20 protein-coding genes and 1 tRNA gene are annotated in these 14,180 nt (G+C 69.9%); 5 read left to right on the top strand and 16 right to left on the bottom strand.

The window, feature by feature from the left end; genetic code table 11:
* Positions 1-554 (top strand): hypothetical protein (locus MPTA5024_RS25655; protein ID WP_198167363.1); only part of this gene is annotated, 554 nt, incomplete at its 5' end.
* A 4-nt stretch (positions 555-558) separates the two neighbouring features.
* Here the strand turns inward: MPTA5024_RS25655 and MPTA5024_RS25660 are convergent.
* The 11 genes from MPTA5024_RS25660 to MPTA5024_RS25710 form a co-directional block, all read right to left on the bottom strand.
* Positions 559-1,836, bottom strand: a complete 1,278-nt coding sequence (locus MPTA5024_RS25660) for a hypothetical protein (protein WP_157099711.1) — start codon at positions 1,834-1,836, stop codon at positions 559-561.
* Positions 1,837-1,896: 60 nt separating this feature from the next.
* Entirely contained in the window at positions 1,897-2,307 is a 411-nt protein-coding gene (locus MPTA5024_RS25665) for a type II toxin-antitoxin system VapC family toxin (RefSeq protein WP_036329476.1), read from the bottom strand.
* Between the two features lie 10 nt (positions 2,308-2,317).
* Positions 2,318-2,545, bottom strand: a complete 228-nt coding sequence (locus MPTA5024_RS25670; RefSeq protein ID WP_036329478.1) for an AbrB/MazE/SpoVT family DNA-binding domain-containing protein — start codon at positions 2,543-2,545, stop codon at positions 2,318-2,320.
* Positions 2,546-2,705: 160 nt separating this feature from the next.
* A complete protein-coding gene (locus MPTA5024_RS25675; RefSeq protein ID WP_036328763.1) occupies positions 2,706-3,005 on the bottom strand; it encodes a DUF1416 domain-containing protein in 300 nt (99 codons plus the stop codon).
* Positions 3,005-3,844 carry a sulfurtransferase gene (locus MPTA5024_RS25680; protein ID WP_036328764.1) on the bottom strand — a complete coding sequence of 280 codons (840 nt, stop codon included), beginning with the start codon at positions 3,842-3,844 and terminating at the stop codon, positions 3,005-3,007. Before MPTA5024_RS25680 ends, MPTA5024_RS25675 begins: the two co-directional genes overlap by 1 nt.
* Positions 3,841-4,251 (bottom strand): DUF4395 domain-containing protein, encoded by a 411-nt coding sequence (locus tag MPTA5024_RS25685; RefSeq protein ID WP_036328767.1) that lies wholly within the window; start codon positions 4,249-4,251, stop codon positions 3,841-3,843. The genes MPTA5024_RS25680 and MPTA5024_RS25685 overlap by 4 nt, the downstream gene beginning before the upstream one ends.
* 171 nt (positions 4,252-4,422) lie before the next feature.
* Positions 4,423-4,887 carry a TlpA family protein disulfide reductase gene (locus MPTA5024_RS25690; RefSeq protein ID WP_051458626.1) on the bottom strand — a complete coding sequence of 155 codons (465 nt, stop codon included), beginning with the start codon at positions 4,885-4,887 and terminating at the stop codon, positions 4,423-4,425.
* A 66-nt stretch (positions 4,888-4,953) separates the two neighbouring features.
* Entirely contained in the window at positions 4,954-5,724 is a 771-nt protein-coding gene (locus MPTA5024_RS25695; RefSeq protein WP_036328770.1) for an anti-sigma factor, read from the bottom strand.
* A complete protein-coding gene (locus tag MPTA5024_RS25700) occupies positions 5,721-6,233 on the bottom strand; it encodes a sigma-70 family RNA polymerase sigma factor (RefSeq protein WP_036328773.1) in 513 nt (170 codons plus the stop codon). The genes MPTA5024_RS25695 and MPTA5024_RS25700 overlap by 4 nt, the downstream gene beginning before the upstream one ends.
* A gap of 46 nt (positions 6,234-6,279) precedes the next feature.
* Entirely contained in the window at positions 6,280-6,960 is a 681-nt protein-coding gene (locus MPTA5024_RS25705) for an LmeA family phospholipid-binding protein (RefSeq protein ID WP_036328775.1), read from the bottom strand.
* A 43-nt stretch (positions 6,961-7,003) separates the two neighbouring features.
* On the bottom strand, positions 7,004-7,252 hold the full coding sequence (locus MPTA5024_RS25710) for a MoaD/ThiS family protein (protein ID WP_036328777.1): 249 nt from the start codon (positions 7,250-7,252) through the stop codon (positions 7,004-7,006).
* A gap of 243 nt (positions 7,253-7,495) precedes the next feature.
* On the opposite strand from MPTA5024_RS25710, the gene MPTA5024_RS25715 reads away from it, so the two are divergent.
* Positions 7,496-8,206: a winged helix-turn-helix transcriptional regulator gene (locus tag MPTA5024_RS25715; RefSeq protein ID WP_036328779.1), complete on the top strand. Its 711-nt coding sequence runs from the start codon at positions 7,496-7,498 to the stop codon at positions 8,204-8,206.
* A gap of 62 nt (positions 8,207-8,268) precedes the next feature.
* Here MPTA5024_RS25715 and MPTA5024_RS25720 read toward each other — a convergent pair whose 3' ends face one another.
* Positions 8,269-9,981 (bottom strand): bifunctional metallophosphatase/5'-nucleotidase, encoded by a 1,713-nt coding sequence (locus MPTA5024_RS25720; RefSeq protein WP_036328781.1) that lies wholly within the window; start codon positions 9,979-9,981, stop codon positions 8,269-8,271.
* 131 nt (positions 9,982-10,112) lie between these two features.
* Between MPTA5024_RS25720 and mshD the strand changes: the two genes are divergently transcribed.
* Positions 10,113-11,018, top strand: coding sequence for a mycothiol synthase (gene mshD / locus MPTA5024_RS25725; RefSeq protein WP_036328783.1), 906 nt, complete (start codon positions 10,113-10,115; stop codon positions 11,016-11,018).
* Here mshD and MPTA5024_RS25730 read toward each other — a convergent pair whose 3' ends face one another.
* From MPTA5024_RS25730 to dcd, 3 genes are all read right to left on the bottom strand, one after another.
* Positions 11,019-12,017, bottom strand: coding sequence for an inorganic phosphate transporter (locus MPTA5024_RS25730; protein ID WP_036328785.1), 999 nt, complete (start codon positions 12,015-12,017; stop codon positions 11,019-11,021).
* On the bottom strand, positions 12,018-12,635 hold the full coding sequence (locus MPTA5024_RS25735) for a DUF47 domain-containing protein (RefSeq protein WP_036328787.1): 618 nt from the start codon (positions 12,633-12,635) through the stop codon (positions 12,018-12,020).
* Positions 12,636-12,775: 140 nt separating this feature from the next.
* Positions 12,776-13,351, bottom strand: a complete 576-nt coding sequence (gene dcd / locus MPTA5024_RS25740; RefSeq protein ID WP_036328790.1) for a dCTP deaminase — start codon at positions 13,349-13,351, stop codon at positions 12,776-12,778.
* 128 nt (positions 13,352-13,479) lie between these two features.
* On the opposite strand from dcd, the gene MPTA5024_RS25745 reads away from it, so the two are divergent.
* Positions 13,480-13,553 (top strand) — tRNA-Gly (locus tag MPTA5024_RS25745).
* A gap of 81 nt (positions 13,554-13,634) precedes the next feature.
* On the opposite strand, the gene MPTA5024_RS44695 is transcribed toward MPTA5024_RS25745, so the two are convergent.
* Positions 13,635-14,099, bottom strand: a complete 465-nt coding sequence (locus MPTA5024_RS44695; protein WP_442922090.1) for a tyrosine-type recombinase/integrase — start codon at positions 14,097-14,099, stop codon at positions 13,635-13,637.
* Here MPTA5024_RS44695 and MPTA5024_RS40025 point away from each other — a divergent pair.
* A partial coding sequence (locus MPTA5024_RS40025; protein ID WP_157099598.1) for a transposase occupies positions 14,027-14,180 on the top strand: 154 nt, incomplete at its 3' end. The two genes, MPTA5024_RS44695 and MPTA5024_RS40025, sit on opposite strands and share 73 nt — an antisense overlap.

The raw sequence follows: 14,180 nt of genomic DNA on the forward strand, positions 1-14,180 counted from the left end.
GGGCGGTGCTCGTCGGCGCGGGAGCGGTCGTCTCCGCGGCTCTCGCCGTCGGGCTTCCCGCCTGGTTCGCCTACGGCGTCTACCAGTACGGCCGGCCGGCCGACGTGGTCCACCTCGTGAAGCCCGGGCAGCCGGGCGTGTGGCAGCACGTCTCGTGGCAGGTGTCGCTCCAGCGCATCCCGGACCCGAGCGGAAGGTCGGCGACCCCCGACCGCCAGTGGGTGAAGGTGATCGCCACGAGGACCGCACTGGACGCGGAGGGCACCATCCGCCACGGCGCTCCCGAGGTCACGCTGACCGACACGGCGGGACGCACCTGGCGGACCGAGGAACTCAGCAACGACACCCCGCCCGACGTGAAGGACAACCGGGTCGGCACGCCGTACCGGATGGAGCGGGTGGGCGTGGTCCCGCCCGCGGTGGCCGACCAGGTCGAGGTCCTGCTGAGGCCGAGCGCCTACCGCGACGTCCCGGGGCAGTCGGCGGACGATTTCATGAAGGCCGCCTTCTCCTCCACCGAGAAGGAGGACCAGGTGCTGCGGTTCCTGCGCTGAGCCCTCAGCGGCCCCGTCGGGCTTTGGTGGCGGCCAGGTCGAAGGTGGCGGCGACCAGGCACATCGTGATCACGGTGACGACAAGGTCCGCGACGAAGTCGACCGGCACGTCGGTGACGAACCAGAAATACGGTTTGTCGCTCGCCATCAGGTAGCGGCCGGCCCGGCCCAGGTAGTCGCCACCGACGTGCAGGCCGACATAGCACAGCGCGAACAGCCCGAACAGCGGGGCGCCGCCGCGCGCGGTGAGCCGCAGGGAGTTGAGCAGCGGGACCCATCGGTCCGTCCATCCGGCGCTCAGCTTCGTCAGCGCGCGCCGCGTCAGGGCGTGGCTGCGCTCGATCTGGTCGGCCGCCCGCTCCAGACGGGTTCCCCTGATCGTGGTCCGGGTGTCGTCGGCGTACGCGCCGTAGACGAGGATGCCGACCGTCAGCCAGGCGAGGGGCACCGCCAGCGCGTCGACGACGTACGGCCAGACGTCGCTCCAGAACGCGTTCCAGCCGGGGATCGCCTCCCCCACCTTGGCCGTCCAGTCGTGCCAGCCCGCGACGGCGGCCCGGGAGCCGATCCAGTCGGAGCGGGCGCCGACGACGGCGGCTACGGCGTTGAGCCCGTAGAAGCCGAAGGCGAGCTCCCCGAAGGTCGCCATGATCCCGGAGAACCGGCCGCTGCCGGCCTCATGGCGCCTGCCGAAGAACGTCTTGACCAGGTACGCGACGAACATGGTGACGAGGGAGACGCGGGCGTCGAGGTTGATGAGCCCGCCCATCACCCCGCTGTCGATGCCCTGGCCGGCGTCGACCCAGATCTTGTCCGGCTGCCGGAAGAGGTCGAGGTCCATGAAGTCGCGGACGTCCTGCTGGACGAAGCCCCACGTCATGTAGATGCCGGAGAACACCAGCGCGGTCCGGTTGAGCGCGCCGAGCACGCTCTCCTTCGCCTCGTCCGTCGCCCGGCGGGCCCGCGTCTCCATGAGGGCGTCGCGGATCACGTACAGCATGAGGACCGTCGTGGCGAGCGACGTCATCACCACGAGGGTGAACAGGAACACCACCACGACCAGCCGCGCCTGATACCAGGAGCCGTGCGAGAGCGTCGCCGCCAGGAGGAGGAGCCCCCAGCGCACGACGCGTCCCAGGGAGAACCAGAGGATCAGCGGCAGTGCGCACCGGGCGGCGATGCGCAGGGCGTGCAGCGGCAGCGCGTACGGCGATTGCGACCAGGAGGCCCTGCGGGGTGCGGCGTCCTGGCGGGGGGCGGCGAGCGCGGACGTTCCGGACACCTGCCGCATGCTATCGGTTCGGTTCGTCCCTCCGTACGGCATCGGTCCGGCGAGACGGGCTCAGGGCGCGACGAGCTCCACGGTGGGGAAGTACGTCCGGTATCGGGGCTCGTCCCGCGTCAGCAGCCGGTACCTCCGCACGGCCGCGTGGGCCCCGATGAAGAAGTCGGGAAGCGGGGACCTCCTCCCACCTCCACGCCGCCGGTAGGCGAGAATGGCCTTACCGGCCAGGAACGCGGCGTCGAACGGAATGTCCTCCCGATGGAAGTCCTCGGCTGGGAGCGCCTCCTCGAACTCCTCGAGAGTGGAGAAGCCGATCGACACCTCGGCGTACACGATCGGATTGACGACGACGCGCCCCTCGTCCAACGCCATGGCGAGGGCCTCGGCCGACCAGTCCGCCCACTTCGGGTCGTTCGTCGCGATGTCGAGAAGGACGCAGGAATCGACCAGCGTCACCCTCTCGGGCACCACGCGGAGCCTACTGGTCACGCAGGAGTCCCATGATCTCGTCGGTCGTCATCCTCGTCGTCGCCGTTCCCCGCAGCCGGTGTGCCGCCCGGCCCCCACGTGTCGCACTGGATTCACGCCGGATGATCTGCAAGGTGTTCCCGACCTCGACCACGTCCACCTCGTCACCGGGATGCAGCCCGTACTTCTCGCGGATCTCCACGGGGATGGTGACCTGCCCCTTGCTGTTGAGCCGCATCGGATCCACTCCTATCACGTATTACCTCTACCACGTAATACCAGGTCGCCTCCTGCAAGTGAAGAAGGAAGTGGGAGCGCCAAGGTGGGGTGGCGAGGACCGTACAACGCGAAGGGCCGGCGCGTTCGGGTGAACGCACCGGCCCTTTCTTGTGAATCGATCAGACGGCGACCGCGAGCTGGGCGACCTCGCCGAGCTTCGCCTCGACGGGGACGTCCTTGGTGACCCCGCCGCCGGCGATGATGCGGACCGTCCACTGGCCCGGGGCGGCGAAGAACCGGAAGATGCCCTCGTCGGAGACGACGACCTCCCCCGTGAACTCGCCGGAGTGGTCGAGCAGGCGGGCGTACGCCGTGCCGGCGCCCGACACGACGCCCTGGATCACGGCCTGGGTCGACAGGTCGATGCCCGCCGGCAGGGCCACGGTCTGCTCAGGTGCGGCGCAACCTTGGATCGTCATCAGCGGGCCTCCCCCAGCTCGATCGGCACGCCCACGAGCGAGCCGTACTCGGTCCACGAACCGTCGTAGTTCTTCACGTTCGCCTGGTCGAGCAGCTCGTGCAGCACGAACCAGGTGTGCGCGGACCGCTCGCCGATGCGGCAGTACGCGATGGTGTCCTTGGCGAAGTCGACGCCGGCGCCGGAGTAGAGGTCCTTGAGCTCGTCGTCCGAGCGGAACGTCCCGTCGTCGTTGGCCGCCTTGGACCACGGGATGTTGCGGGCGGTCGGCACGTGGCCGGCGCGCTGCGCCTGCTCCTGCGGCAGGTGGGCCGGGGCGAGCAGCTTGCCGGTGAACTCGTCGGGCGAGCGGACGTCCACCAGGTTCTGCTTGCCGATCGCGGCCACCACGTCGTCGCGGAAGGCGCGGATCGAGGTGTCGGGCTCCTGGGCCGTGTACTGCGTGGCGGGGCGCCCGACCGCGTCCTCGACCAGCTCGCGGGAGTCGAGCTCCCACTTCTTGCGGCCGCCGTCGAGCAGCTTCACGTTGTCGTGGCCGTAGAGCTTGAAGTACCAGTAGGCGTAGGCGGCGAACCAGTTGTTGTTGCCACCGTAGAGGACGACGGTGTCGTCGTTGGCGATGCCGCGGGACGAGAGCAGCGCCTCGAACCCGGCCTTGTCGACGAAGTCGCGGCGGACGGGGTCCTGCAGGTCGGTCTTCCAGTCGATCTTGACGGCACCCCGGATGTGGCCCTTGTCGTAGGCGCTCGTGTCCTCGTCGACCTCGACGAGCACGACACCCGGCGTGTCGAGGTTGGCCTCGACCCAGTCGGCGTCCACCAGAACGGCGGAGCGGCTCATTGGATTCTCCCAGGTTGTAGACGGCGTATGATCAGGTACATTTCGCAGCCCAGGCAGAAGCCGAAGGCGGCGTTGAGGAAGGCGGCCAGCAGTGCCGCTGCTGTCGCACCCAGAGCCAACGGCGTGATCCCTGCCGCGAATCCGATCAGCCCCGCGATCGCGAACACCAGACCCACGACCTGCGCGAAACGCGGCGGCGCCGCGTCCTCCAACTCCCCCGGGGGGCCCAGCCTCGGGCGCACCAGCCTGCGGTAGACCAGGCCGTACGGTGAGGTGTCGAGGGCCCCGAGCGCGAAAACGAGCGCCTGGAGGGCGAGCAGCCAGGGGCTGCGCGTCACCAGGACGGCCGCGAGGACCAGAGTCGTTATGGCCGCGCCGAAACGGGGGCCGCGAGGGTCGATCTGCATCGTCGGATGCTCCTGAAGGATTCTCGGAAAGCGGCACGAGCCGCAGGAATCACCCTCAGGCCATGCGACAGAGCGAGGTGGCGACGCGGCAGAAATCCACCGCGCGCCGCTTCGTGAGCAGCTCTGTCGTGGGAGTCATGACCACGACAGTACCCGTCGTCTCGACGTCTGTCACACGTTGTCCGCTTGATGAGACGGGCCGTGAGACGGCCCGTCGACCGCCGCGCCGAGGGCCGCGATCACGTCCGCCTTCCGCGGCTGACCGGAAGCCCTCTTCACGACATTCCCCGAGCCGTCGAGAACGAGGACGGTCGGGGTGCGCAGAACGTCGAAACGCCGGACGAGATCGAGCCGCGACTCGGCGTCGATCTCGACGTGGCGCACGCCCGGCACCATCCCGGCCACCTCGCCGAGGACCCGCCGGGTGGCCCGGCAGGGCTGGCAGAACGCCGTCGAGAACTGGACGAGCGTGGCCCGCTCGCCGAGCTCGGCCCCGAGGTCGGCGCCCGTCACGGCCGCGCGTGCATCCGCCGTCCCGTTCCCCACCGTGCGCACCCTTCCGTCGCGCCGCCGCATGACCAGCCCGATGAGCACGCCCGCGGCGAGCGTGGCGGCGAGAACGGCGATTCCTGTCATCACGGTCTGGAACCCCGTCCGGGACGCGTTTCATTCCCCTCGGGACCACTCCCGGTCTCTCCGTGATCACACCCGGACGGTGACGAGCGTGCGGCCGTCCGGGGTGCCGAGCACGAACCTGCTGATCTCGGCGGCCTGCAGGGCGGTGGACCCCTCGAAGGTCGTCGTCCGTTCCGTGCCGTACGTCGCGGGGCCGACCGACCAGCTCGCGACGGGCGTCACGGCGCCGCCCCGGTCGACGGCCCGCAGCGTGCACACGGTCCCCTCCGGCACCCCGTAGACCTTCGCCGCGACCCGTGTGCCGCCCGCATCGGGCGTCAGCTGGATCTCCAGGCGCATGTCGCCGTTCCGGCCGACGAGCACCGGTCCCTGCTGGAGCAGCTTGGCCTTCGGCGCGACCGCGGAGGAGTCCGCCGGGGCGTCCATGATCCTGCTGTCCGCCGCCGGCGCGGGCGTGGCCGACGGGACCGACGACGCCACCGAGCCCGAGGCGGTCACGGCCTCCCGGTCCCCCTGCGCCGCCGCGAGCCATGCCGTACCGCCGAGGGCCGCGACCACGACGGACGCGGCCAGTGAGAGCAGGACGCGGGACCGGCGGTTGCGCCGCGCCGACGCGGCGAGCAGGCGGTCGAGCACGGCGTGCGGCGGCGCGGAGGCGTGTGCGATCTCGTCGGCCGACACCCGCGACAGCAGCGGGGGCAGCCCCGACAGCTCCGCCAGCTCGGCCTGGCAGGCCGGGCACCCGTCGAGATGCGCCTCGACCTCGGCGGCCTCGTCGGCGTCGAGGGCGCCCAGCACGTAGACGCCCAGCGAGATCCGGACCTCGTCGCAGGTCATGGCGCCAGCCCCCGTTCCTCGAGGGCGAGCTTGAGCGCGCGGAGCGCGTAGTAGGTGCGCGACTTGACCGTCCCCGGCGGGATGCCGAGGGCCTCCGACGCCTCCTTCACCGATCTCCCCCGGTAGTACGTCTCCACCAGCACATCGCGGTGCTCGGGCCGCAGAGAGGCCAGCGCCTCCGCGACCCCCCACGACTCGAGGGCCTTGTCGAGCTCGTCGTCGGCGGGCAGGACGGAGAGGGCCTCGTCACCCGTCTCCTGCGGCCGCGCCATGCGCGCCCGGTGCTGGTCGACGACGAGGTTGCGGGCGACGGTGAACAGCCAGGCGCGGACCGGTCGCCCCTCCAGCACCGAGGGGTGCCGCCAGGCCCGGAGCAGCGTCTCCTGCACCACGTCCTCCGCCCTGCCCGGATCGCCGGTCAGCCGCAGCACGTAGCCGTACAGCGGCCCTCCGTGGTCCTCGAAAAGTGCGCGAATGAGTTCCTCGTCGGTCGTTCCGGCTGGACTCACGCCCTCATAACGGACGGAGGGCCCGTCCGGTTCAGCGTCGCGTTCGTCATCGGAGCGGGACATCGATGGCGGTGCCCTCGACCTCGAGGCCCTGCGGCGTCGTCTTGACCTTGGTGATCTTCAGGTTGAGCGGCAGGTTCTTCACGGGGACGGCGAACGAGATGAAGCGCTCGGGGTTCGGCACGGGGATGGCGCCCGCGAGCTTGACGTTCACCGGCGTCAGCCGCACCTCCCCCTGGGCGACGTCGATCTTCATGTCGGCCGTCACCGGGACCTGGCGCCCGAGCACGGTGATGTTCCCGGCCACGGTGAGCGTGTCACCGCCGTTCCCCGAGACCTTGATGCCGCGCGGGGCGCGGGCCGAGAGCGTCTCCCGGGAGATCACGACGGTGCCGGTGACGCGGTCGGCCGTGATCCTGGCGGTCGACGCGTTCTGCAGCAGGTCGGTGAGGGGGGCGTTCACGCCGTTCAGTGTCGCGTCCACGCTCGACAGCTTGACCCCCTCCCGCGTCAGCCCGCCGATGCCGACGGCGATCTCCTGGTAGTGCCCCGAGACCGCCTGCGTGAGGAACGGGAAGCCCTTGACCTGCACCGACGGCGGGGTGTCCAGATCGTACTTCGCCTCGACCTGGCGGGCGATCTCCCGCTGGACGCCGACCACGGCCACCCGGTCGACGACCACGAGGAGGATGGCCAGGACGATCAGCGACACGACCAACTTGCGCATCCGACCCCTCCGGGGAGCATCGCTCTGCGATCAGCGTAGCCGCTCATCCCCCTGCGAAGGGCGGCAAAACCTCGACCACGGCGCCCTCGGGGAGGTCGATCGAGGCCGGATCCCGCGTGCCGGCGGGCGCGCCGTTCACCAGGAAGGACGAGCGGCGCAGGACGCGCTCCACCCGGGGATCGGCCGAGATCGCGGCGAGCAGGTCGGCGAGGGTGGCCGCCTCGAACGTCTGCTCGGCGACCCCGGCGGCCTCCTTGGCGGCGGCCCAGTAGCGGACCGTTCCCGTGGCCATGGCCTCTCGGCTCCTTTCCGTCACGTGCGTGACAGCCCTGCGTCACCGTCACGTTACGCGGATTAACCGCGTGACGTGTTGTTCACACGGGGGACGCACATTGGACGCAAACATCCTGTGGGCTACCCTACGAATTACTGGACCTGGGCGATGTGGCCCCCGGGTCCTTACGTGTTTGTACGGCTGTCGCGGTTTCCAGTGCTGCAAACAGCGCACGAGCCGACGAGGTGCAAGGAGGCGCACGTGAGCAACCTGCTCCTGCTGACCAACGCCCTGGAGCCCTCAGCGGAGGTGCTGCCGGCGCTCGGGCTCCTCCTCCACTCGGTGCGCGTGGCACCCGCGGAGGCCTCCGCGCTGATAGACGCGGCTCCCGCCGACGCCATCCTGGTCGACGCCCGCCGCGAGCTCGTGCAGGCCAAGAGCCTGTGCCGGCTCCTGCGGACCACCGGCGTGACCTGCCCGCTCGTCGCCATCGTCACCGAGGGCGGCCTGGCGGCGATGACGGCCGAGTGGGGCGTCGACGACGTGGTCCTGGACACCGCCGGCCCCGCCGAGGTCGAGGCCCGGCTGCGCATGGCGTCGGGACGGCTGTCGCTGGCGGCGGCCGAGGAGGTTCCGGACGAGATCCGCAGCGGCGACCTGTCCATCGACGAGGCGACCTACACGGCCCGGCTGCGCGGCCGCGCGCTCGACCTCACGTTCAAGGAGTTCGAGCTGCTCAAGTACCTCGCGCAGCACCCCGGCCGGGTCTTCACCCGGGCCCAGCTGCTGCAGGAGGTCTGGGGGTACGACTACTTCGGCGGCACCCGGACCGTCGACGTCCACGTGCGGCGGCTGCGGGCCAAGCTCGGCGCCGAGTACGAGGCGCTGATCGGCACCGTGCGCAACGTCGGCTACCGCTTCGTCCCCGACCGCGGCGAGCAGCAGAACGAGGCCGAGCCCGCCCGGCGCTGACCGGCCACGGAGAAGGCCCGCACCCCTGACGAGGGCGGGCCTTCCGGCGTGCTCTGCGGGGACTACTTGACGAAGGTGATCCGGTTCGCGGCCGGCGGGGCGATCGGCGAGTGCGCGCCCAGGTAGGCGACGAACGCGTCGATGTCCAGCGGGCCGCTCCACAGGTTGGTGCCCTGGGTGAAGACCGTGAAGCCGTCACCGCCGCCGACCAGGAAGTTGTTGGCCGCGACGCGGATCTGCTGGGCGTCGGTCACCGCGGTGCCGTTGATCTTGATGTCGGAGACCCGGGAGCCGATCGGCTTGGTCAGGTCGGCCGTGTAGGTCAGGGACGCCGACGGCAGCAGGACCTTGGTGCCCGAGGCGGTCCACTGCTGCTCTAGCAGGGCCTTGAGCTGGGCCCCGGTGAGCGTGACCACCTGCATGAGGTTGTTGAACGGCTGGACCGTGAAGGCCTCGCCGTACGTCACGACCCCGTCGCCCTCGGAGCCGCTCTGCGCGTAGGTCAGGTCGGCCCGTACGCCGCCGGGGTTCATCAGCGCGATCTCGGCGTTCCCGCCGGTCTTGGTCGCCTCCAGCTGGGCGTCGGCGATCAGGTCGCCCAGCGGGGACTCGCCGACGCCGCTCGCGTCCCGGCCGATGTTGGCCGTGATCGTGCCGATCGGCTTGTTGGCGACCGTCGAGACCCGGTCCTTCCAGGTCTGGACGTAGGCCGCGGTCTCCGGGTCCGGCGTGACGGTGCGGGTCACGACGTGGTTGTCGGCGACCACGCTGGAGCGGATCACGTCGTGGGTCTTCCTGTCGACCTGGAAGTCGATCTGCGTGATCACGCGGCCGAACGACGAGCCCTGCGTGTAGTAGCGGTCCTGCCCGGCCGGGTCCTTGATCTTGCAGATGTACGCCTGGTGCGAGTGGCCGCTGATGACCAGGTCGATCTGCGGGTCGAGGTTCGCGGCGATGCGCGAGCCGGCGCCCGGGACGACCGGACAGGCGTCGGGGCTCTGGCCGGGGGTGATGTTGTCGCCCTCGTGCACCAGCACGACCTGGGCCTTCACGCCCTCCTTGGCCAGCAGCTTCGACACCTTGTTGGCCGCGGCGACCTCCTCCGTGAACTGGAGGCCCTTGATGCCGGCGGCGGTGACGATGCTCGGGGTCGTCTGGGTCACCAGGCCGATGAAGCCGACCTTCACGCCGTTGATCTTCTTGATGTAGAAGGGCGGCAGGGCGTACTTGCCGCTGCCCTCCTCCAGGACGTTCGCGCCGAGGAAGTCGAAGCTCGTGCCCTTCCAGCGGCCGGCCGGGGAGCAGCCGTCGACCGGGTGGCAGCCGCCGTTCATGATGCGCCGCAGCTCGGTGATGCCCTCGTCGAACTCGTGGTTGCCCACGGCCGAGGTCTTCAGGCCGAGCTTGTCGAGCAGGGCGACGGTGGGCTCGTCGTGGTAGGCGGCCGAGAGCAGCGGGGAGGCGCCGATGAGGTCGCCGGCCGCCACGAGCAGCGTGTTCTTGTCGGAGAGCTGCTTGAGGTGCGTCGCCAGGTAGGCGGCGCCGCCGGCGTCGACCGTCTGGCCCGTCTCATCGACGATGCGGCCGCCGGAGCCGGTGGGAGGCTCCAGGTTGCCGTGCAGGTCGTTGATGGTGAGCAGCCGTACGGGGACCGACGTGGCGGGCTTGTGCGGCTTCGCGGCCGGCGCCGCGCTTGCCGTGCCCACACTGAAAGCGGCGATGCCGAGGGCGGCGACGCCCGCGACAGCCAGCCGCGTGAGGGATGCTGGGGTCATGGTCCCCGACAGTAAAGCCGCGGTCTAAGCACCATATGGCGCGAAGGTAACAATTCGAGGGGAACGTAAATGTCGGGTATTGCCGAAGCCCGCCGTTCGCCAACCGTCCGGCGTCACCTAATGTGCGGTACATGAACGCGCGTGTGGAGATCCGCAGCCGCCTGGGTGAGGAAGATGTGGCGGCCGTGCTCACCCTCGTCGAGGCGGCGGCCGAGGCCGACGGGGTCCGGCCGCTCAACGAGCAGGCGATGCTCCGGCTGCGCTACGGCGGCGAGCCGGAGGCGCGGTTCGCGCTGCTGTACGACGGCGGCGACCTGGCCGGGTTCGCCCACCTCGACCCGGCGGACGCGGTCGAGGGCCCGAGCGGCGAACTGGTGATCCATCCCGCACACCGGCGCAGGGGCCTCGGCACCCGCCTGCTGCGGGCCGTCCTGGAGGAGAGCGGCGGGCGGCTCCGGCTGTGGGCGCACGGCGACCATCCCGGCGCGGTCCGGCTGGCCGGGAAGCTGGGACTCGCCCGCGCGCGGGCCCTGTGGCGGATGCGCCGCCCGCTGTCGCCGCCCCTGCCGGCCGTCGCGCTGCCCGAGGGCGTGCGGCTGCGCACGTTCGAGCCGGGACGCGACGAGGAGGCGTGGCTGGAGCTGAACGCCCAGGCCTTCGCCGCCCACCCCGAGCAGGGCTCCTGGACGACGGACGACCTCAAGCGGCGCGAGCAGGAGCCGTGGTTCGACCCCGCGGGGTTCTTCCTGGCGGAGCGGGACGGCCGGCTCGCCGGCTTCCACTGGACGAAGGTCCACGGCGACGGGGGCGGCGACGGCCGGGAGCCGATCGGGGAGGTCTACGTGGTGGGGGTGGCGCCCGGCGAGCGGGGCGGCGGCCTCGGCCGCGCCCTCACGCTCGCCGGGCTCGCGCACCTGCGCTCGCTCGGGCTGGGCCAGGTCATGCTCTACGTGGACGAGGAGAACACGGCGGCCATCCGCCTGTACGAGGCGCTCGGGTTCACGCGGTGGGACACCGACGTGATGTACCGCCGGTGACTAGCCGAGCACCAGGTTGAGGAGGAAGTAGGCCGCGGCCGCGACCAGCGCCGCGGCGGGGATCGTGAGGACCCAGGCCGTCACGATGTTGCCGGCGATGCCCCAGCGGACGGCCGACAGGCGCCGGGTCGCGCCCACGCCCATGATGGCGCTGGTGATCGTGTGGGTCGTCGAGATGGGGGCCCCGAACCCGATCGCGGCCGTGTACAGGACCGACGCCGCGGCCGCCTCCGCAGCGAAGCCGTGCGGCGGGTCGAGGTGGATGATGCGGCGGCCGAGCGTCCGCATGATCCGCCAGCCTCCGGCGTACGTGCCGAGGGAGATGGCCAGCGCCGAGGCCGTGATGACCCACTCGGGGATGCCGGCGTCGGGAGAGGCGTAGCCGCCGACCACGAGGGCGAGGAAGATCACGCCCATGGTCTTCTGGGCGTCCTGGAGGCCGTGGCCGAGCGCCATGGCGGCGGCCGAGACCGTCTGGGCGTACCGGAACCCCTTGCTCGCCCTGTGCGGGTTCGACCGGCGGAAGAGCCACAGTATGATGATCATGATGATCGCGCCCAGCAGGAACCCGATCACGGGCGACAGCACCATCGGGATGACGACCTTCTCGATCACCCCGCTCCAGTGGACGTGGGCGCTGGCCGCGAGGGCCGAGCCGACCAGGCCGCCGATCAGCGCGTGGCTGCTCGACGACGGCAGGCCGAAGTACCAGGTGATGAGGTTCCACACGATCGCGCCGACCAGCGCGCCGCCCACGATGATCATGCCGTGCCGCCCGTCGGGGGCGTCGATGATCCCCTTGCCCACGGTCTGGGCGACCGAGGTGCCGAGGTGGGCGCCGATGAAGTTCATGACGGCCGCCATGAGCAGCGCGACCCGCGGGGTGAGGGCCCGCGTCGAGACCGAGGTCGCGATGGCGTTCGCCGCGTCGTGGAAGCCGTTCGTGTAGTCGAACACCAGCGCGATGACGATCACGCCGATGACCAGCGTCAGCTCCACTTAGCTTTCCTTGACCGCGATCGTCTCGACCGTGTTCGCGACGTGCTCGAACGCGTCGGCCGCGAGCTCCAGCTGTTCGATGACCTCACGCATCTTCATCACGGTCAGCGCGTCGTACTCCCCGCTGAACAGCTTGGCGAGCAGGCGCCGGTAGATCTGGTCGGCCTGGTTCTCCAGGCGGTTGATCTCGATCCAGTACTCGTTCAGGTGCTGCATCGAGCGCAGGCGCGGCATCGCGTCGGCCGTCAGCTCGGCGGCCCGCTCGAGCACCTCCACCTGGCGCACGACCTCCTTGGGCAGGTGGTCGATCTGGTAGAGCACGATGAGGTCGGCGGCGGCCTCCATGAAGTCCATCACGTCGTCGAGGTTCGAGGCGAGGCGGTAGATGTCCTCGCGGTCGAAGGGCGTGATGAAGCTCTCGTTGAGGCGGTTCATGATCGCGTGAGTGCGCTCGTCACCCGCGTGTTCGCAGGCGCGCATCTTCTCGGCCAGAGCATCCCGGTCCGAACCGTCGCTGATGATCTCGACCAGCAGACGTGATGCGGTGACGAGGTTGTTCGCCGAGTCGGCGAACAAGTCGTAGTAGCTGTCCTCACGGGGCGTGAGACGCAGGCGCACGTCGTCTCTCCAGATGTGCGGGGATGGTCCGCAGAGAAGAGTACGGGTTACCAGTGGAAATGCGAAGTTCACACCTCACACGCCCGCTTGTAACCTTCTCTTCCCCTTCTCGTTGCCCAGATCGTCTGGACTGACACTTTTCAGATCTTGGTGCGGTGGAAGTTCAGGAACGACCGGCTCGGTGTCGGCCCCCGCTGTCCCTGGTAGCGGGACCCGTACTTCTCCGAGCCGTACGGGAACTCGGCCGGGGAGCTCAGCCGGAACATGCACAGCTGGCCGATCTTCATGCCCGGCCACAGCTTGATCGGCAGCGTGGCGACATTGGACAGTTCCAGGGTGACATGCCCCTCGAAGCCCGGGTCGATGAACCCCGCCGTGGAGTGGGTGAGCAGGCCCAGCCTCCCCAGGCTCGACTTGCCCTCCAGCCGCGAGGCGATGTCGTCCGGCAGGCTGATCACCTCGTACGTGCTCGCCAGCACGAACTCCCCCGGGTGCAGGATGAACGGCTCGTCCCCGTCCGGCTCCACCTGGCGCGTCAGGTCGGGCTGCTCCATCGCCGGATCGATGTGCGGGTAGCGGTGGTTCTCGAAGACCCGGAAGTAGCGGTCCAGCCGGACGTCGACGCTGGACGGCTGGATCATCACCGGATCGTACGGGTCGAGCTTCACCCGGCCCGACTCGATCTCGGCGCGGAGGTCGCGATCGGAAAGCAGCACGGGTGCAAGGCTAACCGCCCCCGACCGGCGCATGTCCGGGCGGAGTGGGAGGAGGTTGCGCCGGGGACTGCAGGAGTGCGGTGAGAATCCGCTACAGTAGGGACGCGACGAGCTTCCGGGCGCGTCACGCGGGTGTAGTTCAATGGCAGAACATCAGCTTCCCAAGCTGACAGCGCGGGTTCGATTCCCGTCACCCGCTCCACACACGAAGGCCCAGGCCAAGGAGAGAATCCCGACCCGGGCCTTGATTGTTTTCCAGGGTCTTATTGATCTTCCGTGCCCGCTACGTGCAAGATCTCTCTGGATCTTGCTTGGTCAGGGCTTCCTCGGCGAGCTTCCCCAGGGCGTTGGCGATGGCCCGGTCGTGTTCCATGGCGGTGTGCTGATAGATCAGCGCGGCCCGAGTGGTCGAGTGGCCCATGCGGTTCATCAGTTCCCGCAGCGTCGCACCGGGCTGGGAGGCGAAGGTGTTGCCGGTATGGCGTAGATCGTGGAAGTGGAAGCCGCTCAGGTTGGCTGCTGTGACCGCCTTGCTCCATGTCCGGCTGAAGTTCGCCCGCCGGAGTTGGGCGCCCTTGGGCCGACGAAGACCCGGCCCTCGTCTCCCTCCCCCGCCTAGGTCCTGTTTCTCGGATCTCCTGACGTGATCACGGTGTGGCTTCCACCCTGGTCGGTGTGGGAGGTCGAGGGGACTTAACCAACGCGGAGTGGGAGCGGCTGAAGCCGTTGCTCCCACCCGCGGGAGCACGCGGTGGCAGGTGGAGTGATCACCGCACGGTCATCAACGGCGTGTTGTACCGGGCGCGGACCGGAGTGCCGTGGCGGGACC

The organism is Microbispora sp. ATCC PTA-5024 (genome assembly GCF_000511135.2).
Lineage (GTDB): Bacteria > Actinomycetota > Actinomycetes > Streptosporangiales > Streptosporangiaceae > Microbispora > Microbispora corallina.

Coding starts and splice junctions, on each gene's coding strand:
- MPTA5024_RS25670 (WP_036329478.1), bottom strand. CDS start 2,545: ATGCGGCTCAACAGCAAGGGGCAGGTCACCATCCCCGTGGAGATCCGC.
- MPTA5024_RS25675 (WP_036328763.1), bottom strand. CDS start 3,005: ATGACGATCCAAGGTTGCGCCGCACCTGAGCAGACCGTGGCCCTGCCG.
- MPTA5024_RS25680 (WP_036328764.1), bottom strand. CDS start 3,844: ATGAGCCGCTCCGCCGTTCTGGTGGACGCCGACTGGGTCGAGGCCAAC.
- MPTA5024_RS25685 (WP_036328767.1), bottom strand. CDS start 4,251: ATGCAGATCGACCCTCGCGGCCCCCGTTTCGGCGCGGCCATAACGACT.
- MPTA5024_RS25690 (WP_051458626.1), bottom strand. CDS start 4,887: ATGACAGGAATCGCCGTTCTCGCCGCCACGCTCGCCGCGGGCGTGCTC.
- MPTA5024_RS25695 (WP_036328770.1), bottom strand. CDS start 5,724: ATGACCTGCGACGAGGTCCGGATCTCGCTGGGCGTCTACGTGCTGGGC.
- MPTA5024_RS25705 (WP_036328775.1), bottom strand. CDS start 6,960: ATGCGCAAGTTGGTCGTGTCGCTGATCGTCCTGGCCATCCTCCTCGTG.
- MPTA5024_RS25710 (WP_036328777.1), bottom strand. CDS start 7,252: ATGGCCACGGGAACGGTCCGCTACTGGGCCGCCGCCAAGGAGGCCGCC.
- MPTA5024_RS25720 (WP_036328781.1), bottom strand. CDS start 9,981: ATGACCCCAGCATCCCTCACGCGGCTGGCTGTCGCGGGCGTCGCCGCC.
- mshD (WP_036328783.1), top strand. CDS start 10,113: ATGAACGCGCGTGTGGAGATCCGCAGCCGCCTGGGTGAGGAAGATGTG.